Below are 23,231 nucleotides of genomic sequence, written 5' to 3' on the forward strand. Positions count from 1 at the left end.
AGACAGCGGCCCTTAACGGTCGGGATGCGGCGAACTACGCTGGGTTTACGAATGCCCCGTGCCTATGCCGGGGCGGCCGTCGGGTGCTGTCGAGGGGTGCGCATGTCCAGGGAGCTACGCGGGCCGAACGAGAAGCTCGGCACGGTTCTCGCCCTCGCGGGAATCAGCAATGCCGGGCTCGCGCGCCGGGTCAACGACCTCGGCGCGCAACGGGGTTTGACCCTCCGCTACGACAAGACGTCGGTGGCCCGATGGGTGTCGAAGGGGATGGTGCCGCAGGGAGCGGCCCCGCACCTGATCGCGGCGGCCATCGCGAGCAAGCTCGGACGCCCCGTCCCCCTGCACGAGATCGGCCTCGCCGACGCCGATCCCGCGCCCGAGGTGGGCCTGGCCTTTCCGCGCGATATCGGCCAGGCGGTGCGCTCCGCGACGGATCTGTACCGGCTGGATCTCGCCGGTCGGCGCGGCGGCGGGGGCATCTGGCAGAGCCTGGCCGGATCGTTCGCCGTCACCGCCTACGCCACGCCGGCCTCGCGCTGGTTGATATCGCCCGCCGACAGTTCGGTGGCCCGCGAACCGAAGACCGCGCCGCCCACCCCACGCACCGCGCCCGCCCCCGCGGCCCAGCCCGCCGCGCCCGCCTCGCGCGCCCCCTCCACGCCGCGCGCCCAGCCCGCCCCACAGGGCCAACCCGTCCCGCCACACCCTCCGCACCAGCCCGCTCACCTGCACCAGCACACGGTCCCGGGCCAGGACGGCGCGCCGCAGCGGGTCGGGCACAGCGACGTGAAGAAGCTGCGCGAGGCCGCCGAGGACGCCCGGCGCTGGGACTCCAAGTACGGGGGCGGCGACTGGCGCTCCTCGATGGTGCCCGAGTGCCTGCGGGTCGACGCGGCGCCGCTGCTGCTCGGCGCGTACACCGACGAGGTGGGTCGCGCGCTGTTCGGTGCCGCGGCCGAGCTGACCCGGCTGGCCGGCTGGATGGCGTTCGACACCGGCCAGCAGGAGGCCGCGCAGCGCTACTACATCCAGGCGCTGCGGCTGGCCCGGGGCGCGGCCGACGTGCCGCTGGGTGGGTACGTGCTCGCGTCGATGAGCCTGCAGGCCACCTACCGAGGCTTCGCCGACGAGGGCGTGGACCTGGCGCAGGCGGCCCTGGAGCGCAACCGCGGCCTGGCGACGGCGCGCACCATGAGCTTCTTCCGGCTGGTCGAGGCCCGCGCCCAGGCCAAGGCGGGCGACGGCCCCGCGTGTGGCGCGGCCCTGCGCGCCTCCGAGGGCTGGCTTGAGCGCTCCCGCGACGGCGACCCCGACCCGTCCTGGCTGGACTTCTACTCCTACGAGCGGTTCGCCGCCGACGCGGCCGAGTGCTACCGCGACCTGAAACTTCCCCGCCAGGTGCGCCGCTTCACCGAACGCGCGCTGGCCTGCCCGACCGAGGAGTTCGTGCGCTCGCACGGGCTGCGGCTCGTCGTGTCGGCCGTCGCCGAACTGGAGTCCGGCAACCTGGACGCGGCCTGTGCCGCCGGCACCCGCGCGGTGGAGGTCGCCGGCCGCATCTCGTCGGCGCGCACCACCGAGTACGTGCGGGACCTGCTGCACCGGCTGGAACCCTATGGTGACGAGCCGCGCGTCGTGGAGCTGCGCGAGCGGGCGCGGCCCCTGCTGGTCGCCCCGGCGTGAGCCCGGGCCCGGCCGCACGCCAGGCCGCCGGCCGATCGCCCCGCCGTGGCCCTCGCGGCGGGACGGGCGGACACGGCCCCGTCACCCACGCGTCGCCTTTCGCACACCCGGTCGGAACGCAAGCGCCGCTTTGGTTTCGGCCGGTTGTCAGTGGCGCAGGTCATGATGGTGAGCGTCGGTGATGTGGGCGGGTGTCGCGGCGGTGTTTCGCGCCGCGTGTGTGCGGATGCCCTGGTTTGTTCGGGCCGCCCGGCCCGCGCGAGCCGGGCGTGCGGGGCGACGATCGGACGCGTAGGGGAGGTGACGTGGTGAGGTACGACGCTGACGTGCTGGTGATCGGGGGCGGGATCATCGGCCTGTCGACGGCGTACGCGATCACGCGCGCCGCGCCGGGCACCCGGGTCGTCGTGCTGGAGAAGGAGGACGGCCCGGCCCGCCACCAGACCGGCCACAACAGCGGCGTCATCCACAGCGGCGTCTACTACCCGCCCGGCTCGCTCAAGGCCGCGTTCGCCCTCCAGGGCTCGGCGGAGATGGTGAAGTTCTGCGCCGAGCACGGCATCGCGCACGAGGTCACCGGCAAGCTCATCGTCGCCACCGACCGCTGTGAGCTGCCCCGGCTGCACGCGCTGGCGCAGCGCGCCCGGCAGCACGCCATCCCCGTGCGCGAGCTGGGCCCCGCCCAGATAGCCGCGCACGAGCCGCGGGTGCGGGGCCGCGCGGCGCTGCACATCGGGACGACCGGGATCTGCGACTTCGGCGCGGTCTCGGCCCAGCTCGCCCAGCTCGCCCAGGACGCGGGCACCTCGGTGCGGTACGGGGCGCGGGTGAAGGTCATCGGCCGGCGCGCGAGCGCGGTCGCGGTCCGCACGGCGACCGGCGAGGTGCTGCGCGCGCGGGCCCTGGTCAACTGCGCCGGCCTGCACAGCGACCGGGTCGCGCGCCTGGCGGGCGACGACCCGGGCATGCGGATCATCCCGTTCCGCGGTGAGTACTACGAGCTGCGCCCAGCCCGCGCCGACCTGGTGCGCGGCCTGGTCTACCCGGTGCCCGACCCCGCCTTCCCCTTCCTCGGCGTCCACCTGACCCGCGGCATCGACGGCAGCGTGCACATCGGCCCCAACGCGGTGCCCGCGCTGGCCCGGGAGGGTTACGACTGGCTGACCGTGCGCCCCGGCGAGCTGGCCCGCACGCTGGCGTACCCGGGCTCCTGGCAGATAGCCCGCCGCCACTGGCGGTACGGCATGGGCGAGCTGCACCGCTCGCTGTCCCGCCACGCCTTCACCCGCGCGGTGCGCCGGCTGCTGCCCGACGTCACGGCCGACGACCTGATACCCGCCCCGGCGGGCGTGCGGGCCCAGGCCCTGCTGCCGGACGGCACGCTCGTCGACGACTTCCTGTTCAAGGAGTCGCCCCGCATGGTGCACGTACTCAACGCCCCCTCCCCCGCGGCGACGGCCTCCCTGGCCATCGGCCGCGAGGTCGCCCGCCGAGCCCTGCGCCACATCTGACGCGCGCGGGCCCGCGCGGGCCGGGGCCCGTTCGGCGAGCACGGTCGCGCGTACGGGCACGGCCACGCGCACGGGTGCGGCCACGGCTCCACGTACGTCCACGGCTCCGCGTACGGGCACGGCCACGGTCCCGCGTGCGCGTGGGAGAGGCGGGGTCAGTGGGGCGAGGTCTCCTGGACGTGGCCGCCGCCCACCCGTGGGCCGCGCTCCGCACGCTCCTCGCCGAACGCGTCCCCGGCGGCACACAGCAGCGTGGTGGCGATGGCCCCGGTGATCAGCCCGGTCAACAGGCGGGCCCGGCGCGGCCGGGACGGCGACAGGGTGGGCAGGGGCCGCCGTTCGGGCGGCGGGCTGAACCACAGCGCCCCGCGCCGGGCCCCCACCGGCGCGTCCGGTACGTCAAGTCTCTCCCAGGCCATTCCCTCGCCCCCGTATGCTCGCTTCCTGCCGGCCTCACCGGCGCACATGTTCCTGACAAGTGCACCGTCTATGTTCGCCTCACGAGGCCACTTTTGTCACAGCCGTCACGCGCATTTCGTACGGCGGGTGAGCCTGGTCGCGGTGGTAGGCGCCGGTCGCTCGGGCGGGTGGGCGCGCTCGCCGGCCGGTTCCCCGGCTCGGCTCGCGTGCCGGCGGGGCGATAGCAGCCGGTATCGGCTTCGATCACGGCGTCGATGACCGCGCGGCGACCCACGGCGGCCAGGGCTCAGCGCACAGCGCGGCGAGGTCGTCCGAGCTGGGGTAGGCGTGGTGGTGCGCGCTGGCAGTGCCGATGACGCGCGTTCCACGGGCGACGGCGATCCGCACGCCGAACGAGCCGACTCCGCCGGAAGCCGCGTGGATCAGCACAGCGTCCTCCCCGCCGATGCCGAGTCGCTGGGCGGCCTGGTAGGCCGTCAGCCCGGCCAGCGGCAGCCCGGCGGCCTGTAGCCAGTCGAGGGACGCGAGCTCGCTGGCGATGGCGCGCACGGGAGCGGACACGAGTTCGGCGTAGCAGCCGTGCCGCACCCAGTCCTTGCGGAGGTAGCCCACGACCTCGTCGCCGACCTCGCACCCGGCGGCGTCGAGACCTCTGGCTTCGACGACTCCCATGGCCGGGGTCTCGCACCAAGCGCGCCGCGACGTTGTTCAGAAGGACCCTTGCCTGGCACTTTTCGCGGTCGGGGTCGGACCGCTGGACAGCCCCGGGCCACCCAGCGCGGCCCTGGTGGCCGCGCGGTACTGCTCCTTGGTCGGCATCTGCTGCTTGCTGTCGTCCAGCTCCGGCAGCTCGGTCATCTCGGCGGTCGCCTTGAACGGGCTTGTGGTGGTGAACTCCTGTCCCGCCGGAGGCAGTTCGGGCGCCTTGGTGACCTTGAACCTGGTGCCGGGCGGGAAGACCGTCTCACCTTCGCTCTTCTGCACCACGTTGATCGCCGACGATATCTCGCCACCGTGGAACCCCTGCGCGTCGATGCGCAAGGCGACCACGTACACGGGCTTGCCCGGGAGGTCCAGCGTCACGCCGAGCCGCCGCGTCGCCGACTCGAACTGCACCGCCGTGTACTCCTTGCCCTCCTCGAACTGCTTGGCGTAGGCAGTGAACTGCTCGCGCGTCTCGAAGGACAGCGTGCGCTGAACCAGTTGCTCGGTCTTGGCGATGCGTGCCAGACCCTGGATCATTGTGGACGTTTGCTCGGCCACCCCGTACCGCTTGATGACGTCCCCACTGCGCAGCGCCTTGTTCCACCCCGCGTACTCGCCACCCTGGTACCTGTCGAAAAGATCCACCTGTTCAGGGGTCAGGCCCCATTCGGCGCGCAGATTGGCCCTCAGTAGCCGGACCAGCTCGACACCGCTGCTGAGGTCGCGGTTCTGTGCCGGGTCCTCGATCAGCGCCTTCAACGCCTTGGTCTCGGACGGGGTGGGGTCCGCCGTCTGGGCCGCACGCACGTGCCCGCGCGCCTCCTCCAGTGTCAGCTCCTTGCCCTGGTACGTCAGCGTCCGCTGCACGGAAGCAGCGTGATCCGAGGCGTCCCGTACCGCCGCGCCACCTCCGGACGGTGGCGGGTGGACAGCGCCGTGCGCGGCCCCGGCGGCGGGGACCGGGCGGCGCATCACCGCGGCGGCGTTGGCCTCCGCCGCGCGCTCGAACCGGTCGGTCGGGTCGCTGAGGCGCAGCCCCCCGGAGGTCTCCGTGCCAGCCACCGCGCCCGCGCGTTGCTGGATGACATGGGTCAGCTCGTGGGCGAGGGTGTGCTTGTCCGCGCCGCTCTCGCCGACCACGATGTGGCTGCCCGAGGTGTAGGCCCGCGCGTTGATCTCCTTCGCGGAGCGCCGGGCGGCGGTGTCGGTGTGCACACGCACGTCGGAGAAGTCCGCGCCGAGCCGCGCCTCCATCTCCGCCCGCAGCGGCTCCTCCAGTGGGCGCCCGGACGAGCGCAGCACCTCGTGCACCGCTGAACGCCGCACCGAGGGCGGCGTCGCCCGCTCGTGGTCGCTTCCGTCGTCGTGCGTGTCCTGGCCCCTCTCCAGAGCACGCAGCACCGCGGCGTTCCCGGCGCCGTGTGGCAGGGCCAGTGGTGCGCCCTTCTCCAGGCCGCCCGCCGCGGGCCGGACGGGGCCCGGCCGGGCCCCGCGCGAGCGGACGGCCGAAGCGCGGCGCGGCTGAGCGCCCTGCTGCGCCCTGTCGGGCTCGTGGGAACGCATGGGACTTCCCTCCGTCGGCGTGACGTGATCTCCCCCCGCTACGCATACGCCCGTCGCGCGCGGCCCGGAAGGTACTGGCGGACGCCCGCGAGGGCAGTCTCCGTGTCCGGACCGGCCCGGACCGTCCGTGTCCGGACCGGCCCGGACCGTCAGCGTCCGGAGTCCGCCGCCGCGAACGGCCCGCGTCCGCCTCGGCCTCCCGCGCCCGCTCTGACGGGCCACCGCTCCGTGACGGGCTCGGCGCGGGGCATACGGGGACGCGCGGGCCGGCAGGACGGCAGGACGGTGAGCGGGCCGTGCGGATTCCGACGTTCCAGGGGCGCGGGGAGCGGGCTCCGTGGCCGGACGGGGCTGGTCGGGGTGGCCCGTAGAATCGAACCACTGTGTCCGAGAACCACACCGCCCCCCAGCAGCCCACCCCGCATGCCCCACCCGTCCCAGGGAGCACGCGCCCATCGGACGATCCCGACGCGGCCGGTGCCGCGAGCGGGGGCGCGGCGGGGGCCACGCGGATGACGCGGTTCCCCGATGGTCCGGCCGTCGATCCGGCCGGGTCGCACCACGAGCGGCGCATCCGCTCGTTCCGGCCGCGCCGCGGCCGGGTGACCCCGGGCCAGGGTGAGGCGCTGCGCCGGCTGTGGTCCCGGTGGGGGCTCGACATCGACGGGATGCGCCGCCTGGACCTGGGCGAACTCTTCGGCGACCGCGCGTTGCCGGTGGTCCTGGAGATCGGGTTCGGCATGGGCGAGGCCACGGCGCGGATGGCGGCGGCCGACCCCGGCACCGGCATCCTCGCCGCTGACGTGCACACCCCCGGCCAGGGCAACCTGCTCGCCCTCGCCGAGCGCGCGGGCCTGACCAACGTACGGGTGGCCAACGGCGACGCGATCATCCTGCTCCGCGAGATGATCGAGCCCGAGGCGCTGGCCGGGCTGCGCGTGTACTTCCCGGACCCGTGGCCGAAGAAGCGGCACCACAAGCGGCGGCTCATCCAGCCCGAGTTCCTCGCGCTCGCCGCGTCCCGCATGGCCCCCGGCGCGCTGCTGCACTGCGCCACCGACTGGGAGCCGTACGCGGAGCAGATGCTGGAGGTCCTGACCGCCAGCCCGTACTTCGAGAACACCCAGGCCGACGGCGGATTCGCGCCGCGCCCTGATTTCCGGCCGCTGACCAAGTTCGAGGGCCAGGGCATCGACAAGGGCCACCCGGTGCACGACCTGCTGTTCCGGCGCGTCCAGGCCCTACCGGCCGGCGCCGACGACGCGCACGCCGGGCACGCGGGCGAGCGCGCGGCCGAGCCCGCGCGGCCCGTTCACGCCGACGCCGGAGACGACCCCGCACGACCGTGAGGGGCCGGGCATAATCCGGAGAGCCACCACTGCCCCCTTCGTTAGGGTCGCCGAGTGCACGAGTCCTCGTCCCCGCACCACCCCGCGTCACCGGACCACGCGAGCCGCCACCCGGCCGCGGCCCCTCCGGAGGGGGTGACCGAGGGGGCGCAGCAGTCCGACGCGGTACGGGCCGAACCACCCGTCCCGCGCGAGACCGGCGCGCCACGGCCCGACCAAGACCGGCCGCCACACCCCGCGCCCGCCGAACCACGCCCCGTCACGCCACCGCCGGCGGCGGAACCGCCGCAACCCGCGACGGAGCAGTCCGCGACGGAGCAGCCCGTTGCGGCCGAGCCGCAGCCCCAGCCGGCACCCGAGCCCGGGCAGCAACCGCAACCGCGGCCCGAGCCGCAGCCACAACAGACGGCCGCCCCCGCCACACCGGCACCGGCACCGGCAGCCGCACCAGCAGCCGCACCACCAGCGCCACCGGCACCACCGACCCCGATCCCGACACCACCACCGACCCCACCGCACGCCCCCGCCCCACCTCCGTACGCACCCGCGTACGGAACCGAACCCGGGGCCGGATACGGGTACGGGTACGGGGCTACGGCGGCGGCGCCGCACGGTGACGGCGGCGACGGTGGTGGTCGGTGGCAGCGGACGTGGGCCGGCTGTCGGGAGAAGTGGGAGCGGATGCGCCACAGCCGGGCGCTGCGCGCCGCCGCGCTGATCGTGCTGCTTTCCCTCTCCGGCCTGGTCATCCTGGCCCTCGTCCGCGAGCAGACGGGCACCGAGGGTTTCCTGGTGGGCCTCGGCCTCGCCATCCTGCCCGTGCCGCTGCTCGTAGCGGCGTTCCGCTGGGCTGACGGCGTGGAACCCAAACCCTGGCGCAACCTGCTGTTCGCGTTCGCCTGGGGGGCGTGCGCCGCGACGCTCGTCGCGCTGCTCGCGAACAGCCTGGCCACCGACTGGCTGATGACGACCGTCGTGGAGTCATCGTCGGCCGACCGGGATACCTGGGGCGCGACGCTGGTCGCGCCCGTGGTCGAGGAGACCGCCAAGGCCGCCGCCGTACTGCTGCTCTTCCTCTACCGGCGGCGCGACTTCAACGGCGTCGTCGACGGCGTGGTCATAGCCGGCATCACGGCGACGGGCTTCGCGTTCACCGAGAACATCCTCTACCTGGGCAACGCCTTCGTCAGCGACCAGGAGTTCGGCTACTCGGGACTCCAGTCGACGACGGCGGCGACGTTCTTCATCCGGGCCGTGATGTCGCCGTTCGCGCACCCCCTGTTCACCGCGGTGACCGGCATCGGCTTCGGCATCGCGGCGGCCCGCCCGCTGCGCCAGCGCACCCGGCGGGTGCTGATCCCGATCGCCGGGTTGCTGTTGTCGATGGTGCTGCACGGCGCGTGGAACGGTTCGGCGTCCATGGGCGGCTACGGCTTCCTGGCGGTGTACGGGCTGTGCATGGTGCCGCTGTTCGCGCTGCTCACCTGGTTCACGATCTGGTCCCGTGGCAAGGAGCTGCGCACCATCCGGGCCCAGCTCCCCGCGTACCAGGCGACGGGGTGGATAACGCCGCCCGAGCCGATCGCGCTGTCCTCGATGCGAGCCCGGGCCATAGCCCGCGACCTCGCCCGCCGCACCCGGGGCCCGGCGGCGGCGCAGGCGGTGGCGGACTACATCGCGAGCGCCACCTCCCTCGCGTTCCTCCGCCACCGCGCCTACCGGGGAACGGCGGGCCCCAACTTCCCCACGCGGGAACAGGCCCTCCTCGACCGCCTCTGGCAACGCCGCGACATCGCCCAGCCGGCCCTGGCCCACGCCGCCCTCTCCGTCCCGACCCCGCCACCCCCACGGCAGTGGCCGTACGGCCTCCCACCGGGTTACGCCTACCTGCCGGCCGCCCCCCTGCACGGCCCAGGCCCGATGCCCGGCCAGGGCCCGATGCACGGCCAGGCCCCTCTGCACGGCCAGGCCCCGGCATACGGCTGGCCCCCGCCCGGCCCCCACCCCACCCCGGCCTGGCCCCACGCCACCGCCCCCGCACCGGTCCCCGGCTGGGCCCCGCCACCGGGCGGGCAGGCCGCCCCCGGCACTCCCGCTGGCCCGGCTGGCCCAGGCGTCCCGGGCCCATGGCAGCAGCACCCGTACCCGCCGCCGTACGCGGGCCCGCCGTGGGGCGCGCCGCCGCAGGGCGCGTACGGGGGCGGGCCCGGCCCGCAGGGGCCGCACGGTCCGTACGGGCCCCCGAACGCCTGGAACGGGCAGCAGCAGCCGGGGCAGTCGTAGGGCGGGGTGCTGGAACGGGTACGGGGAAGCCGTCCTAGACCACAGCGGGCACGACCGGCACCGGACGACTGGGCGTGTCCAGCCAGACGCGCTGCCCTGCGGCGGTCACGGTCACGCCGAAGCGCTCCCGGCCCGGCCGATCGTTCTCGACGTACAACGCGTACGCCGCCTCCACCGCGTCCCACAGCAGACGCGGCCCGGTCTGGCGGACGGTGCCGCCGCTGACGCGCGCCCACGCCGCGTCTCCGCCCCACAGCTCCACGGCCGTCACCTGCCCGTCGTCAGCGCGCTCCCAGGAGAGCACCGTCTCCGGCGCGACGAGAGAGAGCACGAAACGGAACGCCTCGTCCGAGGTGACATCGGTGAGATCCAGGTCCGTGGCGCGTGTACGCGCGGTGCCCGGCCTGCCTGGATGTGCCGGGGCGCCGGTGGCGCCAGCCTCCCGTACGGCCATGAAGTACGAGCCTTCCGGCAGGAACCGTCCCTCGGCGGCGCGGCCGTCATCGGTGACGACCAGGCGCACGGTCCCCCAGCCGACGGGGCAGACGATGAGACCGGTGGGCCGCACCTGTGCCAACCACGCGGCGGGCACGGTGGCGAAACCGCAGGTAGCGATCAGCCGGTCGTACGGGGCTCCGGCCGGGCAACCGTCACGGCCGTCCCCGACCCGCACCAGGGGGTCGAATCCGCTGCTCCGCAGCCGCGTCTCCGCCAGTCGGGCCAACACCGGATCGACCTCGACCGTGACAACCCGCTGGCTACCAAGCCGCTCGCACAGGAGCGCCGCGTTGTAGCCGGTGCCGGTCGCGATCTCCAGCACGCGGTGACCGTCCGCGACATCGAGGGCCTGGAGCATGACCAGCATGAGGCCGGGCGCCGTTGACGACGAGGTGGCGACCCCACCGGTGAGCTGTGTGGCGAGAGCGTCGTCCGAGTACACGACGTCCAACCAGTCCGGGTCGGCAGAGTTCACGTGCCGCCTCTCGCCACCGGCGAGGACCCAGCACTCCGGCACGAACCGGTGACGAGGCACGGCCTCGAACGCCTTCCGCCAGACCGGGTCCACCAGTTGGTCACTGGCCTCCAGGGCGTCGGCCAACGCCGTGCGCGACTGAGTAGCGCGCTGTTCCGTGTGTGTCGTCAAGGTCACCCCTTGGCCAGTAGGTCGGCGATGCCCGCGGCAATGGGCAGACCCGTTCTGTTCTGAATCCAAGACCACTCACCGGACGGGTTGCACTCGAACATCACCCAGTCCCCGGACGGGGTGACAGCGAAGTCGAACGCACCGAAGTTGAGCCGAAGGCGTTTCAGCCAACCCAGCACGCCGGCCCTTGCGGCAACGGCTGGTGCCGCACGACTCATCGCCCCCTCCCCACACCTCACCCCGCCGGCGCCGTCGGCCCGATGTCCTCGTTGGGTGTGACGCGCCAGTGGAGGGTGACGGTGGCCGTGTAGCGCAGATGCCGCCCGTCGGGATGGTCCCGGGCCGCGTGGGAGGTGCACCAGCGTTGCGCCTGGTGGTGCATGCCGGTGATGGTCTCGGTGGGTTCGGGGACGGGTGACTGCTCACCGCAGGTGGCGCAGGTGGCGTGGACGGTGTACGGGGTGGCGTCGGGATCAGGCGCCAGGGTCATCTCGACGTAGCGGTAACGCCGCCGCCCGTGCTGCCGGGTCGGGCGAGACTGGTGGTTCACGCGCGCGGCTCCTGGCTGTTGGCGCGCAGGCGGGCCGCGCGGGCACAGGCCGGGTGAACGGACAGCGGCTGGGGCGCGGCGTCGCCGGCCGCGCGGCGGCCGTGCACGGTCACCGCGTACGCCGGGTCCAACTCCCGCTCACACCACGCACACTGCCCCGGCAACGCCCCAGGCCCATGCGCCAGACAGACGGCCGAGGTCAACACCGCACCCAGGTAGTACGGCTGCGCCAGGTAGCGGCCCGACCACTCCCCCGTGATCCGCCAGTGCAACCCCGGCCCCGCACGCCGATGCGAGGGCGGCACCCCCACGTAGTGCGTGCCGCTGCCCGCCGCGAGCAGGGTGACGTACTGGCCCAGCCGCTCCCAGTGCGCGAACCCACCCCGCTCCCCCGGCGGCAACAACCAGTAGACCCACCCCGCCCGCGCGTCCACGATGGCCGCGCAGTTCTCCGTACCGTCCAGAATCGGAAACGCGGCCTGCGCGACAGCCGTCGAGGTGCGCACCGCGTCCCACTCACAGCCCGCCGGCAACAACGCCACGTCTCCACCCACCGGCGGAGCCCAACCCAGGTTGATCACGGCCGACCACCCGTCCTCGGCCGCACCACCGCGAACGCGTCCGCGAGCAGCTCGGCGCTGGTGATCAACCGGTCACACGTGGGAGTGACCCGCCACCACACCGTGTGGTCGCGCGTCATGCCGGGGACGAAGAGGTAGCTGTCGTCGTTACCGGCGAGGGTGACCTCGGGGTGGTCGCGCAAGTGCTGGACGGCCGCCGAGTCCGGCTCGATCAACCAGGCGAGCCACTGCTCCACGTCCTCCTGAATCACCGCCCCACCCGCCTCACCGAGCGCCGACAGCACCCGGTTGCCCAGGTACAACGGCAGCGTCAGGCTGTGCCACCCCAACTCCCCCACCCGCGTCCAACGAACGCCACCGCCAGGCGGAATCCAGTCGTGGGGTGGGGGCGGGGGCACGAACCCGCTGGCGGCGTCAGCGAGGTCGGCCCGCCGTAGGCGGTCTTCGGGGCTGCGGTTGGTCGTCATGTAGCGCTCCGCTCGTCTGGTGTGGGAGGGAACGGCTCAGCAATGAGGTGACCAAGATCGGCATAGAGGTCAGCCGCGTCCTCGTACGTCAGAACCAGGTCTGCGACCCCGAGGTGTTCACCATCGCGTTCGACGGAGAGAGGCACGGCGAACCGGCCCGCGGAGGTCCTTCGTAACAGACCGGTTCGCTTGATGCGCACGCCCTTTGACGGGTTCGCCGTCACGTGACTCCTTCGTCGCTTTCGCTGCGTCGCCATCACGTGACTGACCGTAGAGCGGTAGTGGCAAAGCGACCCGGCAGGAGATTCCGGGTCGCTTGTGGTTCCGGCTGTGCCTATGCCAGCACGCCCACGTGCTCGGCGATGCGGTGCAGCTCAGCGCGCATTTGCGGGCGCGAGCGCTTCAACAGGGTCTGCACCGTTCCCTGCACCAGGGGGAAATACTTGATCTCTTCGGGGGACAGCTCCATGATCTGACGCAACGTCCACAGGGCGCCGAAGTCGTCGCCGCTGAGCCGGTGCGCGTGCATGACCTCGACCTGGTAGCGGGTGGTGCGTTCCAACGGGAGGACGCCACCCGGCCCGGGCACCTCGACGTCGTCCGCCAGTCGGAGCGCCTCGCTGACGTCCCCCTCCTCGGTTGCCAGGTGCACTCCGTGCATCCGCACGTTGGTCGGTCCGAAGCTCGTGTGGAAGTCGTTCCGGTCGGAGCCCAGTCGGGAAGCCACCGAGTCCGCCGACCGGAGCAGATCCCATGCGGTGGGTGCCTTACTGTCGCGGACAGCGGCGATCACGGCGGCGAGGTGCAGGGCACCGTACGCCGACAGGTGCTCGGGAGTGGCGTCGTCGCCGGGGCGGCAGTGCGCGATGGTCTGACGGGCGAGTTCGAGCGACTCGGCCACCTCACCGCTTGAGGTGAGGATGCCGCAGACGTTCCACGCGGCGGCGGCGATCAGGGTGAGATCGCCCGTCTCGTCCGCGATCTGCATCGCGCGGTCAGCCGCGCGCAGCGACAGCTTGCGTTCGCCGACCCGGCGCAGGAACACCTGATGCAGGTGCAGCAGTGACACCAGCGCCCGGGTCGCCAACAGGTCGTCATCGCCGCGCGTCTGCCGGAGCGTCGCGTACGCCTCGGCGAGCAGTCCGGGCAACATGTCGCCGACCGGACCGTAGCGCTCGGTCTGCGTCTCGTAGATCTCCCATGCCTCCACGACGCGCTCGCCCAACTGCCGCGCGGTGAGAGCATCGCCGGGCAACCCGAGCCCGAGCAGTGAGGGTGGTGTGTTGAGCCCTTGTCGGATCGAGGGCACGGACGGGTGTTCAGGGCCATTCCTCAGGCTCACGTCGAGGGTCGGTCCGACCAGGTCGCCCACGTTGTCGAGGCCCAGCTCGCGGGCGATCCGGGTCAGCATGCTCAGGGAGTCGATCTGATGCACACCCCGCTCGACCTTGCTCAGCCAGTCCTCAGAACGGGACACCAACCCGGCGACAGCGGCCTGGGTACGCCCCGCCTTGGTGCGGTAATACGCGATCCGCTCCCCGGTGGTCATGCCAGATGGATTGATCATGTATTCCCCTTGATGGGTGCGAACACTCAATATCCAGCGTACGGGGGAGCGTTGACGCCGTCCGGTTCATTCCGGGTGCCCCCGCGCTGATGGGGCGGTCGGGACGGAAGGTCAGAACTGGGTCGGTTGAGGCTCCGGGCCCGACCTCACGCCCCAGCCCACCGCGCGAACGCCGCCAACTCCTCGTCCCGGGAACGGTCGAGACGCACCAGCGTGCCGGACACGGACCTGACCGTGGGATGGAACCGGGTGTGGTGGGGGCTGATCGTGCGTGCTCGGCGCAGCGAGGCGAAGGAGCGGGCGCGGTCGCCCTCGGCGAGGTGGGCCGAGGCCACGTCGATGTGGTGGTGGCTCGCACGCTCGGCGGCGATGCCGCGCGCGGGTTGCCACTCGTCACTGCCCCGCTCACCACCCCACTCCGCGAGTCGGGCGAGCGCCCGTTCCGTGTCGCCCCCGTCGATCAGTGCCGCGATCTCGTGGATGCGTACGTTCGTCGGACCGAAGCTCATCTCGTAGTGGTCCGAGTCGCGCTGCCCCATGAAGAGAGCCACGGCGCGCGCGTCGGCGAGACGCTCCGCGGCCCGCTCCGGACGGCCGTCACGGGCCTCCACCACGGCCAGCTTGAGGAGAATGGCCCCTTGCACGGCGAGTTGCTGGTCGGACAGCGACTCCTCGGGCGCCAGCCGCGAGACCTCGGTCTCCAGCCCCTCCAACACCCGCCGCGCGGACGGGAAGCTGCCGACCCTGAGCATCGCTCCGGCCTTCAGGTACGCGGCCGTCACCTGCATCAACGGGTCGGCCGACCGGTCGGCCGCCCACTGCACGCGCTCGATCGCCGTCATGCTCAGATCGTGGTAGCCCAGCTTGTGTGCCAGCGAGTTGGAGGCCCGGTAGCAGCGCGCCAGCCACCAGTACGCCCGCTGTTGTTCCGCGCCGCGCGCGCCGAGCGCGACGTGCGTCAGCTCCGTCAGCAACCCCGGCAGCAGCGGCCCCATGGGAACGTACCGGCCGTCCTGGCGCATCCGGGCCACGGTCCGGGCCTCAGCGGCGAGTTCGGGCAGTGTGCGTGGTGCGCTCGACAGCGCGTCCGGGTTGTCGTACGTGATCATGATGCGGCGTAGGTCCGGGATGACGGCCTGGATCTGTTCGTCGGCCTCCGCACCGTTGAGGTACGGCTGCCCGGTGATGCGCTCGGGCCCCACCGCCAGCGCGCTGGCCAACTGGGCGATGACGCCTGGTGGGACGGTTCGGGTGCCACGCTCGTACTTCTCCATGCTGGAGACGGAGACGTTGATCCGCGTGGCCAGTTGTCGTACGGAGAGTTTGCGAACCTTGCGGAGCTCGGTGATGTTCTGCCCGATGTGCCTCGTCATGGTGCTCCCAGCGTGCTCGGCGACGCGGCCAGCGTACGGCGGACGGGGTTGGCCATAGCTGGTCTTCCCTGAACACTGGGGCCCCAGGCGTCGTGGTGCCGCACCGAGCATCCGGTACGCGATCCGCCTGGCCGAGGGGCGAACGCGTCCCGGCCACGCGAGGCGCCCAGCACGCCAGCAGGCCCCCGCCCCCCTCCCAAGGAGCCGCAATGCCGCACCCTCTCACCGTCACCCCCGTGGCCACCGTGATCGGTGGGCACCAGGAACCGAGCGACGACTACCAGGGCGGGGTCGAGTCCGTCATCCGGCTGCACGACGGGTATCCCCTGGAAACCCTCCAGGGACTGGGCGAGTTCTCCCACCTCACCGTGGTCTGGCACTTCCACCGTGCCTCACCCGACGATGTGGCCCTGCACGCCCGCAGCCCGCGCGGGAATCCCCGGTGGCCGGCGACGGGCACCTTCGTACACCGCAACCACCGCCGGCCAAACCAGTTGGCGACCTCCTACCCGCGCCTGCTCCGCGTGGAAGGGCGCGACCTGCACGTGACCGACCTCGACGCCGTCGACGGAACGCCCGTCATCGACCTCGCCCCGTACTTCCCGCAGATGGGTCCGCGCGGACCGGTCAGCGTCCCGCCGTGGGTCGCGGAGATGCTCCCCGACTACTGGCGCGACGCCGACCAGCGCTGACAACGGCTCACCGCCGGCCGTCCCACCCGTCCAACCCGTCCAACCCCGTCCCACCCCGGCGGAGCCGCACCGTACACCCGGCTCCCGCACAGCGCCGAGCGCTCAGCGCCCGAGCACCCCCGCCACCCGCGCCGCCTGCGCGGTGACGCCCGCGATGCTCGACGTGAGGAACGGGCCGCCACCGGCCAGGTCGCCGACCACGTGGAGGCGGGGGTCGGTGGGGACCACGCCGCCCGCCGGGTGAGGGGTGGCCAGGCCGGCGTGGGTCAGGGAGTGGACCAGGTGGCGGGCCCCGGTGGGGACGGCCTGGGGGGCCGCGTTCACGGCGTTGACCAGGGCGCTCGCCGTACGCTCGCCGTCGGCGTCGCGTATGCGGAACCGTCCGTTGACCGGCTCGACGGCGCGCACGCCGGCAGAGATGGTGAGTTGCCCGGAGTTCGCGAGCCGCAGCAGGACGGACGCGTTCACCGGCACCATGGGCGAGACGACGCTCGCGGCCGTCCGCAGGTGGCGTCGCAGCCAGGCGCGGTCGGGCTCGCGCAGCAGGCGCCAGGCGTACGGGCCGACGGAGTGGGCCGTCTCCTGCAACACGCGGCGCCCGATCCGGGCGTCGCCGACCTCGGCGAGCTGCTGCCGGAGGCGTTCGACCGGGTCGTCCGTACGCGTGGCGCGGAGGTGGGCCGCGAGGGCGTCGAAGTCCTCCCCGGCCTCCGCCATCTCCGCGCGCAGCAGTCCGGCGAGGTCGGTGAGCGCGAGGTGTCCCCGCGTGTCACGCAGCTCCGCCACGCGTTCCACGGTCACGTGGGTCGGGCGGCGGCCGGTCGGGCGCTGCCAGACGTACGGGAGCACACCGCCGCGCGACAGGAGCGAGATCCGTCCCTGGTAGCCGCGCGCGGCCAGCGCCACGACGACGTCGACGGCGGTCAGGCCGCTGCCGAGGACCGTCACGTCGTCGCTCGCGGCGACGGCGTCGAGCGAGTCGGCGAGCGGGTACGGGTCGGCCGTGAAGCCCGCCGCGCCGGCGAGCCCGTACGGGTCCGGGGGCGTGCCGCCGCCCACGCACAGCGCCACGCGGTCCGCCGCGTACTCCCGCCCCTCGTCCGTGCGCAGCACCAGCCGCGCGTCCGGGCGGACGGCGACCTCCCGCACCCGCGCCCGTACGACGCGCACCGGATGGCCCTGTTCGCCGAGCGCGACCACGGCCTTCTCCGCGCAGTCGACCAGGTACTCGCCGTAGAGCGCCCGGGGGACGAGGGGTTGGCCGAGGAGCGGGTCGATGTGGTCCGCGTCGCGCTGGCCGAGCCAGGCCGCGAAGTGGTCGCGGTCCCCGGCGCGGACCGACATGAGCGCGGGCGGCGTGTTGACCAGCACGGCCGCCAGGTCCGGACCGTACGGGCGGCCCCGCCACAGGTGCGGCGACGGCTCGAAGACGGTGAGGGTGCCGATCCCGCCGGCGGTGGCGTCCGTCGCCCCGGGGGCGTCCGTCGCGCCGGGGGCGTTGGGCAGGTGGGTGGCCAGCGCGTCCAGCAGTCCGACGGCCGCCGCGCCTCCCCCGATGATGGCGATGTCCATGGTCTTCCTCTCCGAACGGTCGGTGTGCGTGCGTCACCGAACCTGCCGGCTCCGCGCGGCCGGCCCCATCCCCCGTTTCCGGGGGATCGGCGGGCGTCGACCCCCTCAGATGAGGGGTTCTTTTCGGTGGGGTGGCAGGGCAGGCTGAGGGGCGTGGACCGGACGCGGCGCGGGGCCGAGACAGAGGCGGCGGGCGGCCGGGGACAGGCGAGGGGACACGCGTGACCGATCACCACCGGCATCACCACCGGCACCACCAGTCGGTGCTGGCCGCCGCCGACGAGGCGAGCGACGCGCTGGAACTCTTCAGCCGCGTCTCGGCCCGGCTGCGCCGCCTGGTGCCGTTCGACTCGGCCGTGTGGACCGCCGCCGACCCGGACACCGGCCTGATCACCGCCCCGATGCTGGTGGAGAACCTGGGCCAGGGCGAGGGCTGCGCCGCCTACTGGCGCAGCGAACTCCTCGAAGAGAACGTCCTGCCGTTCCGCGAGTTGGCCCGCGCCGCCGTGCCGGCGGCCGGGTTGCGCGCGGCCACCGGCGGCCTGCCCGCGCGCAGCTCCCGGTTCCGGCGGCTGCTGCGGGACCAGGGGATGCACGACGAGTTGCGCGCGGTGTTCCAGATCGGCGAGCGACCCTGGGGGCTGCTGAGCCTGTTCCGTACGGCCGAGTCCTTCGACTCGCGGGAGACCGCGCTGCTCGCCGGCCTGTCGCTGCCGCTGGCCGAGCGGCTGCGGACGTTCGCCCGGCCGACCGTGACCGCGCGCGGCACCGACTCGCCGGCGCCCGGCCTGATCCTCTTCGACGAGAACGGCGAGGCCACCTCGGTCAACGAGGAGGCGCGGCACCACCTCGCCAGGTTGCCGCAGGGGCCCTCGTTCCCCACGGCGTTGGGGCTTGAGCTGCCCATCTGGGTGATCGGCGCGGCGCTCCAGGCGCGCGCCGTCAGCGCCGGACACGACCGCGGCAGCGCCCGCGTGCGCATCCGGACCACCGAGGGCCGCTGGCTGACCTGTCACGCCTCGTCCCTCACCGGCGCCGGCGGCGGGCCGGGACCGGTGGCCCTGGTCATCGAGCCGGCGACCCCCGCCGACCTGGCGGTGCTGGTCGCCGAGGCGTACGGACTGACCCCTCGCGAGCTGGAGATCACCCAGCTCACCGCGCGCGGGCTGACCACGGCGGAGATCGCCACGACGCTGTTCATCTCGCCGCACACCGTGCGCGACCACCTCAAGACGGTGTTCACCAAGGCCGGCGTCGCCAGCCGGGGCGCGCTGGTCGCCCGCCTGTTCACCGACCACTACTGGCCCGCGATGCCCGAGTCGGCGGAGGTCCGCCGCCCGGGGCGACCGTCCGTCTGGGCCCGCGCCGTCTGAGCTGGGCGGTACGCCACCACCCGCGCGCTCGCGGGCGGTACGCCAACCACCCGCGCTCGTGGGCGGTACGTGTCACCGCCCGCGCTCATGGGCCCGCCGCCCCGGCCGGCCCGGGACGTCGTCTCGGGAGGCGGGGGCGGTCTGCCGGCTCGCGGGCCGGCCGCCCGGTGCCGGTGCGGTCCGGTCAGGAGGGGGCGGAGACGTGGTCGTGCGCGTGGTCCGCTGTCCGGCCGGGCCGGAACCGGCGGCGGGCGAGCGCGATCAGGGAAGGCCCGCCGCGGAAGCACCACAGGGCGATGACCGGATCGCAGATGGCACACGCCAGGGAGGCGTCGTGGTAGAAGGGCAGGATCGAATTGCCCTTGAGGTGGTGGGCTATGTCCCAGGCCGTGTGGAGCAGCCAGCCGACGCCGATGAGGTTCCAGGAGTTCAGGCCGCGGTAGGCGACGTAGGCCGTGAGTGCGACGAACGGGAACTCCCACGGGCCGAAGCCGCCCCCGCTCAGATAGGCGGCGCCGGCCCCGCCCACCATGACCGCGTTGAAGTGGCGTCGGTACGGTTCTTTGATCAGGGACATCAGCAGGCAGTAGACGATGCCGACGATCACTGGTGACACGAGGTTCATGAGGGGATGACTTCTTCCTCCTGGGGCGGGCCGCGTCGCCGCAGTCGAGCTGTCGCGGCGCGAGCACCGACGTCGTGGTCAGTGCGCGGTCCCGGGTGGGCGGGGTCAGGAGTGTCCGTACGCCGGCGGCCGTCGCGGGCAGCGCGGCCGAGGCCGCCGCTGACGGTGGCGACGGCGGTCTCCGGCGCCACCGCCCGCGTGGGCGCGCTCCGGGTCGAGGGCGCCGACGGCGCGCGACGTCCGTCCTCCGGTGCCGCTGACGACCTGGATGTGCATGGGTACGCGGTTCCTTCGGCGTCGATTTCCATCGGGACGCTCCGAAGTCAACCGGCTTCCCGGGTGCTCGCCCAGTGGCACGAGTGACAGGTTTCAACGGAATAGTGCCAACGCCCTTCCCCTCGCGTGGAAACCGCGCTGACGTGGGCGTTCGGGAAGGGCGACCCCGGTCCGGCAGGCAGGTGGGGAGGTAGGTTCTGGCCATGCATACGGTTGCCGTGCTCGCGCTGGACCAGGTGATCCCGTTCGACCTCTCGACCCCGATCGAGGTGTTCTCCCGGGTCCGCCTGCCCGACGGGCGGCCCGGCTACCAGGTACGGGTGTGCGCCGAGCGCGACGAGGTCGACGCCGGAGCCTTCACCCTGCGGGCCCACTGGGGCCTGGCGGGCCTCCAGGACGCGGACACGATCATCGTGCCGGGCGTCGCCGACGTCGCCGCCCCGCTCCCTCCCGCCGTGCGCGACGCGCTGCGGTCGGCCGCCGCCGACGGCACCCGGATCGCCTCCATCTGCGTGGGCACCTTCCCGCTGGCCGCCACCGGGCTCCTCGACGGGCTGCGCGTCACGACCCACTGGCGCGCGGCGGGACTGCTGGCCGCCGCCCACCCGGACCTCGACGTCGACCCGGACGTCCTCTACGTCGACAACGGCCAGTTGCTCACGTCGGCCGGCGCCGCGGCGGGCGCGGACCTGTGCCTGCACATGATCCGCCGTGACTACGGCTCGGCCGTCGCCGCCGACGCCGCCCGCCTGTCCGTCATGCCCCTCGAACGGGAGGGCGGGCAGGCCCAGTTCATCGTCTACGACCACGCGCCCACACCGCAGGGCTCCGAGTTGGAGACGCTGCTCACCTGGCTACGGGAGAACCTGGCCCGCGACCTCACCCTCGCCGACATCGCCGAGCGGGCCGGAACCAGCACCCGGACCCTGATCCGGCGCTTCCGCGACCAGACCGGCACCACACCGCTCCAGTGGCTCCACCGGGCCCGCATCCGCCAGGCACAGCACCTGCTGGAAACCACGGAGCACTCCGTGGAACGCATCGGCGGCCAGGTCGGGTTCGGCTCCCCCACCACCTTCCGTGACCGCTTCAAACGCACCACCGGCGTCAGCCCGCAGACCTACCGACGCACGTTCAGTTGAGCAGCCACGGCAGACGACCTCTTGGGCGAGCGAACGCGGGTGGCCGGCCGGCCTGCGGCGTACGCGTCACCGGCGTACGCGACGCCCACGCCGCGCCCCGCGCCGCGCCGCGCCGACCAGCACAGCCCAGCGCCGCCCCGCGCGCCAGCGGGGGGGCGGCGCCGCGTCAGTGGCTCACAGCGAGGTCAGGCTGACCTGCTCGCCCTGGATCGTCCAACGGTGCTGCGGATCGGAAGAGTCGCACGGTTCCACGTTGACGATGCGGGTCCGGGGGAAGTCGGTGGCCAGACACATACCGGGGTGCGCGGACTGGGAGACCAGCTCGCCGCTGACCGCCCAACGCTGTTTGGTGGAGTTGGAGTTGCACGACTCGACGTTGACCGCACGGGTGCGCGGATAGTCGCTGGACAGGCACATGTCCCAGTGCGCGGACAGTCGGAGTAACTCGCCGCTTCTGCTCCAACGGTGCTGCGCGTCCGAAGAGTTGCACGACTCCACGTTGACGATGCGGGATCTCGGATAGTCGTGCGCCAGGCAGGTGGTGCCGGCGGCGACCGGAGCCGGGGCGGCGGGCGCGGTGGCCCGTACGGCGGCCGTGGGGGCGGTGGGCGCGGTGGCCGCCACGGCGGTGGACGGCAGCGCGAGGGACGCGAGGGCGAGGAGTGCGGGCACGGGCAGCTTGCGAAGCGCAGGACGCACGAGAGAACCCTTCGGGTCGGTGGATCCGCACCGGTCATTCGGCCGTGACATGGCTGCTGGCCCGGCCAACGGATCTGGGTAGTTACGGCCTTGGGAAGGTCCCCTCATTCCCCACGCCGTATGCGCCGCGACGCCCCAGAGTGCCCCGCCCTCCTGGCGAATCGCCCCCTGCCCCGGCCCACCGTGCACCAGGAGCACCCTCTCATTCGCGCAAAGAGGAGGAGCCTGTTCGCCCCGCCGTCTCTGTGCGACAGTTCCTACTCGGCCTAGATCACACGCCGTTTCCCACTACCGAACGGACTGCGGTCACCCGGCGGTATGACGCGGCTTCGCTACTGCCGCTTGATGGCGCTCACCGGTCACTTCGATGGCCGCGCGGACCACGACGTTGCGGAGGGCCAACTAGGCTATCTGGCGTGAGACGCCGACGGCACTGGTCTGCCAGGTGCCGGCTGGTTCGAGCCAGGCGTCAACAACGGTCAGGCCGAATCCGTGAATGCGGCAACCCGTCGTTTCACGACGCTTGCCGGATTGCGGTCCACCCCGCTTCGTTGAACTGCCTATCCCCGGGTGCGACGATGGCCGGGCGCGACCTCTTTTCCGTCACCTCGGCGGCACGCTCCATGTCGTCGGGGCCGATCTTCCAATCCCCGTTCTCCCAGTGCGCAGCAGCCACGTTGCTGGTATACGACACTCGCTCCTCCTCCAACTCGCCGGCACTGGCCGTGACACGGCTCAGCAGCCAGGCGCTGACCTGATCGTCGGACGACTCGACGATCCGGAAGCCAAGAACGGTCGCGCGCATATAGGCCCCCGGCGGCAACTTGCCGTCATTGGGTAGCCCCATGGACTGGCGTAGCGCCGCGTCGTTGCGCGCAGCGATATCCGCAGCCTTGCGCTTGTACTCTTCGGTGCGGTTGGACTCTCTGGTCATGTAGGAGTCGTAGATCTCCATCAGCTCGTCTGCCATGCTGTGCTCCCCTTGGGCCTCAGTCTCGTTGGCCTTGACCAGCATCGCCACTGCCCCCTGAACGGTATGGGGGAAGCGGATCATTCGGCCTCGGCTGTCCGTCTCTTCGCCCCGAGGCAGGACCGCCCAGCGACTGGGTTCGGACCATTCATCCGGAGGCTCGTAGCCGGACGCGGAGGGCGCAGGTGATTCCGTGGCGATGCGACCGCGCTCGGCCACCTCGCTGTGCGGTCCTCCGCTCTCACCGTCTCCGCTGCCTGTGGCACAGGCGGCCAAGGCCAGTACGGCGACGGCGACCCCGCTCGCCCCCCAGACCATCGCTCGGTGTCTCGATGCCATCCGCGTCACGCTGGGGTCCTCTCGAAGTGCCACCGTCATCACTAACTGCCGCCCTAGCCAGCCCGGCTAGGCAGCAACGAGAGTCCTCATGTGAGCAACTCAGGTGACGCTGGCAACCCCGTGCCGCGGATAAGCAGCCTCGTCCGCTGCCTGTTCGAGCCGTAGAGCCCTGCATCACCAAAGCCTAACGTGACCGGAGAGGCACGTTTGGTAGTGGGCTGGGGTAAGAGCGGGCGAGACCGTGTGCGCGTCCTAGTCGCCTCACCAGCCAGCCGTTGTCCACGGGGAAACCGCGCGCCGCGCCCCGAAGTGTCGAAAACTGACTTTCGCCGACTTCTCCCTGTTCC

General features: G+C 72.8%; 20 protein-coding genes. 7 read left to right on the top strand and 13 right to left on the bottom strand.

Going from position 1 to position 23,231, the window contains the following annotated elements; translation table 11 throughout:
- The first annotated feature begins 102 nt into the window (after window positions 1-102).
- Window positions 103-1,683, top strand: coding sequence for a sporulation protein (locus H7H31_RS14275; RefSeq protein WP_187117920.1), 1,581 nt, complete (start codon window positions 103-105; stop codon window positions 1,681-1,683).
- A gap of 305 nt (window positions 1,684-1,988) precedes the next feature.
- Window positions 1,989-3,194: an L-2-hydroxyglutarate oxidase gene (gene lhgO, locus H7H31_RS14280; protein WP_187061133.1), complete on the top strand. Its 1,206-nt coding sequence runs from the start codon at window positions 1,989-1,991 to the stop codon at window positions 3,192-3,194.
- A gap of 155 nt (window positions 3,195-3,349) precedes the next feature.
- Here lhgO and H7H31_RS14285 read toward each other — a convergent pair whose 3' ends face one another.
- The 3 genes from H7H31_RS14285 to H7H31_RS14295 form a co-directional block, all read right to left on the bottom strand.
- Window positions 3,350-3,613 (bottom strand): hypothetical protein, encoded by a 264-nt coding sequence (locus tag H7H31_RS14285; protein WP_187061134.1) that lies wholly within the window; start codon window positions 3,611-3,613, stop codon window positions 3,350-3,352.
- Window positions 3,614-3,857: 244 nt separating this feature from the next.
- The gene (locus H7H31_RS14290; protein WP_187061135.1) at window positions 3,858-4,286 is read right to left on the bottom strand and encodes an MDR/zinc-dependent alcohol dehydrogenase-like family protein; all 429 of its coding nucleotides are present in this window, start codon (window positions 4,284-4,286) and stop codon (window positions 3,858-3,860) included.
- 36 nt (window positions 4,287-4,322) lie between these two features.
- A complete protein-coding gene (locus tag H7H31_RS14295) occupies window positions 4,323-5,882 on the bottom strand; it encodes an eCIS core domain-containing protein (RefSeq protein WP_187061136.1) in 1,560 nt (519 codons plus the stop codon).
- Between the two features lie 512 nt (window positions 5,883-6,394).
- Between H7H31_RS14295 and trmB the strand changes: the two genes are divergently transcribed.
- The gene (gene trmB / locus H7H31_RS14300) at window positions 6,395-7,231 is read left to right on the top strand and encodes a tRNA (guanosine(46)-N7)-methyltransferase TrmB (RefSeq protein ID WP_187061137.1); all 837 of its coding nucleotides are present in this window, start codon (window positions 6,395-6,397) and stop codon (window positions 7,229-7,231) included.
- A gap of 681 nt (window positions 7,232-7,912) precedes the next feature.
- A complete protein-coding gene (locus H7H31_RS14305; RefSeq protein ID WP_187117921.1) occupies window positions 7,913-9,514 on the top strand; it encodes a PrsW family intramembrane metalloprotease in 1,602 nt (533 codons plus the stop codon).
- Between the two features lie 34 nt (window positions 9,515-9,548).
- Here the strand turns inward: H7H31_RS14305 and H7H31_RS14310 are convergent, their stop codons facing one another.
- The 6 genes from H7H31_RS14310 to H7H31_RS14335 all read right to left on the bottom strand — a co-directional run bounded on the left by H7H31_RS14310 (window position 9,549) and on the right by H7H31_RS14335 (window position 15,196).
- Window positions 9,549-10,658 (bottom strand): methyltransferase domain-containing protein, encoded by a 1,110-nt coding sequence (locus H7H31_RS14310; RefSeq protein WP_187063849.1) that lies wholly within the window; start codon window positions 10,656-10,658, stop codon window positions 9,549-9,551.
- A gap of 235 nt (window positions 10,659-10,893) precedes the next feature.
- Window positions 10,894-11,208: a DUF7848 domain-containing protein gene (locus tag H7H31_RS14315; protein WP_187063850.1), complete on the bottom strand. Its 315-nt coding sequence runs from the start codon at window positions 11,206-11,208 to the stop codon at window positions 10,894-10,896.
- Entirely contained in the window at window positions 11,205-11,762 is a 558-nt protein-coding gene (locus tag H7H31_RS14320) for a hypothetical protein (protein WP_187117922.1), read from the bottom strand. The genes H7H31_RS14315 and H7H31_RS14320 overlap by 4 nt, the downstream gene beginning before the upstream one ends.
- Window positions 11,763-11,785: 23 nt before the next feature.
- Window positions 11,786-12,256, bottom strand: a complete 471-nt coding sequence (locus H7H31_RS14325) for a hypothetical protein (RefSeq protein WP_187063852.1) — start codon at window positions 12,254-12,256, stop codon at window positions 11,786-11,788.
- A 334-nt stretch (window positions 12,257-12,590) separates the two neighbouring features.
- Complete coding sequence (locus H7H31_RS14330; protein ID WP_232109841.1) at window positions 12,591-13,823, bottom strand: helix-turn-helix domain-containing protein; 1,233 nt, start codon at window positions 13,821-13,823, stop codon at window positions 12,591-12,593.
- A gap of 146 nt (window positions 13,824-13,969) precedes the next feature.
- Window positions 13,970-15,196 (bottom strand): helix-turn-helix domain-containing protein, encoded by a 1,227-nt coding sequence (locus tag H7H31_RS14335; protein ID WP_187063853.1) that lies wholly within the window; start codon window positions 15,194-15,196, stop codon window positions 13,970-13,972.
- A gap of 209 nt (window positions 15,197-15,405) precedes the next feature.
- Here H7H31_RS14335 and H7H31_RS14340 point away from each other — a divergent pair, with 209 nt between their 5' ends.
- Window positions 15,406-15,888, top strand: a complete 483-nt coding sequence (locus tag H7H31_RS14340; protein ID WP_187063854.1) for an SAM-dependent methyltransferase — start codon at window positions 15,406-15,408, stop codon at window positions 15,886-15,888.
- Window positions 15,889-15,990: 102 nt separating this feature from the next.
- On the opposite strand, the gene H7H31_RS14345 is transcribed toward H7H31_RS14340, so the two are convergent.
- A complete protein-coding gene (locus H7H31_RS14345) occupies window positions 15,991-17,460 on the bottom strand; it encodes an FAD/NAD(P)-binding protein (RefSeq protein WP_187063855.1) in 1,470 nt (489 codons plus the stop codon).
- 221 nt (window positions 17,461-17,681) lie between these two features.
- Between H7H31_RS14345 and H7H31_RS14350 the strand changes: the two genes are divergently transcribed.
- Window positions 17,682-18,833 (top strand): helix-turn-helix domain-containing protein, encoded by a 1,152-nt coding sequence (locus H7H31_RS14350; protein ID WP_232109842.1) that lies wholly within the window; start codon window positions 17,682-17,684, stop codon window positions 18,831-18,833.
- 184 nt (window positions 18,834-19,017) lie between these two features.
- On the opposite strand, the gene H7H31_RS14355 is transcribed toward H7H31_RS14350, so the two are convergent.
- The gene (locus tag H7H31_RS14355) at window positions 19,018-19,458 is read right to left on the bottom strand and encodes a DUF6010 family protein (protein WP_187063856.1); all 441 of its coding nucleotides are present in this window, start codon (window positions 19,456-19,458) and stop codon (window positions 19,018-19,020) included.
- A 479-nt stretch (window positions 19,459-19,937) separates the two neighbouring features.
- On the opposite strand from H7H31_RS14355, the gene H7H31_RS14360 reads away from it, so the two are divergent.
- On the top strand, window positions 19,938-20,876 hold the full coding sequence (locus tag H7H31_RS14360; RefSeq protein WP_187063857.1) for a GlxA family transcriptional regulator: 939 nt from the start codon (window positions 19,938-19,940) through the stop codon (window positions 20,874-20,876).
- A 174-nt stretch (window positions 20,877-21,050) separates the two neighbouring features.
- Here the strand turns inward: H7H31_RS14360 and H7H31_RS14365 are convergent, their stop codons facing one another.
- Window positions 21,051-21,575, bottom strand: a complete 525-nt coding sequence (locus H7H31_RS14365) for a ricin-type beta-trefoil lectin domain protein (RefSeq protein WP_232109843.1) — start codon at window positions 21,573-21,575, stop codon at window positions 21,051-21,053.
- A gap of 514 nt (window positions 21,576-22,089) precedes the next feature.
- On the bottom strand, window positions 22,090-22,596 hold the full coding sequence (locus H7H31_RS14370; protein ID WP_187063859.1) for a hypothetical protein: 507 nt from the start codon (window positions 22,594-22,596) through the stop codon (window positions 22,090-22,092).
- Window positions 22,597-23,231 lie beyond the last annotated feature (635 nt).

This window comes from Streptomyces buecherae (genome assembly GCF_014295035.1).
GTDB classification, from domain to species: domain Bacteria; phylum Actinomycetota; class Actinomycetes; order Streptomycetales; family Streptomycetaceae; genus Streptomyces; species Streptomyces youssoufiensis.

What these genes read in the sequence shown, in the direction of transcription:
- H7H31_RS14275 (WP_187117920.1), top strand. Translation starts at nt 103, where the DNA reads ATGTCCAGGGAGCTACGCGGGCCGAACGAGAAGCTCGGCACGGTTCTC.
- H7H31_RS14285 (WP_187061134.1), bottom strand. Translation starts at nt 3,613, where the DNA reads ATGGCCTGGGAGAGACTTGACGTACCGGACGCGCCGGTGGGGGCCCGG.
- H7H31_RS14290 (WP_187061135.1), bottom strand. Translation starts at nt 4,286, where the DNA reads ATGGGAGTCGTCGAAGCCAGAGGTCTCGACGCCGCCGGGTGCGAGGTC.
- H7H31_RS14295 (WP_187061136.1), bottom strand. Translation starts at nt 5,882, where the DNA reads ATGCGTTCCCACGAGCCCGACAGGGCGCAGCAGGGCGCTCAGCCGCGC.
- trmB (WP_187061137.1), top strand. Translation starts at nt 6,395, where the DNA reads ATGACGCGGTTCCCCGATGGTCCGGCCGTCGATCCGGCCGGGTCGCAC.
- H7H31_RS14305 (WP_187117921.1), top strand. Translation starts at nt 7,913, where the DNA reads ATGCGCCACAGCCGGGCGCTGCGCGCCGCCGCGCTGATCGTGCTGCTT.
- H7H31_RS14325 (WP_187063852.1), bottom strand. Translation starts at nt 12,256, where the DNA reads ATGACGACCAACCGCAGCCCCGAAGACCGCCTACGGCGGGCCGACCTC.
- H7H31_RS14330 (WP_232109841.1), bottom strand. Translation starts at nt 13,823, where the DNA reads ATGATCAATCCATCTGGCATGACCACCGGGGAGCGGATCGCGTATTAC.
- H7H31_RS14335 (WP_187063853.1), bottom strand. Translation starts at nt 15,196, where the DNA reads ATGACGAGGCACATCGGGCAGAACATCACCGAGCTCCGCAAGGTTCGC.
- H7H31_RS14340 (WP_187063854.1), top strand. Translation starts at nt 15,406, where the DNA reads ATGCCGCACCCTCTCACCGTCACCCCCGTGGCCACCGTGATCGGTGGG.
- H7H31_RS14345 (WP_187063855.1), bottom strand. Translation starts at nt 17,460, where the DNA reads ATGGACATCGCCATCATCGGGGGAGGCGCGGCGGCCGTCGGACTGCTG.
- H7H31_RS14355 (WP_187063856.1), bottom strand. Translation starts at nt 19,458, where the DNA reads ATGAACCTCGTGTCACCAGTGATCGTCGGCATCGTCTACTGCCTGCTG.
- H7H31_RS14360 (WP_187063857.1), top strand. Translation starts at nt 19,938, where the DNA reads ATGCATACGGTTGCCGTGCTCGCGCTGGACCAGGTGATCCCGTTCGAC.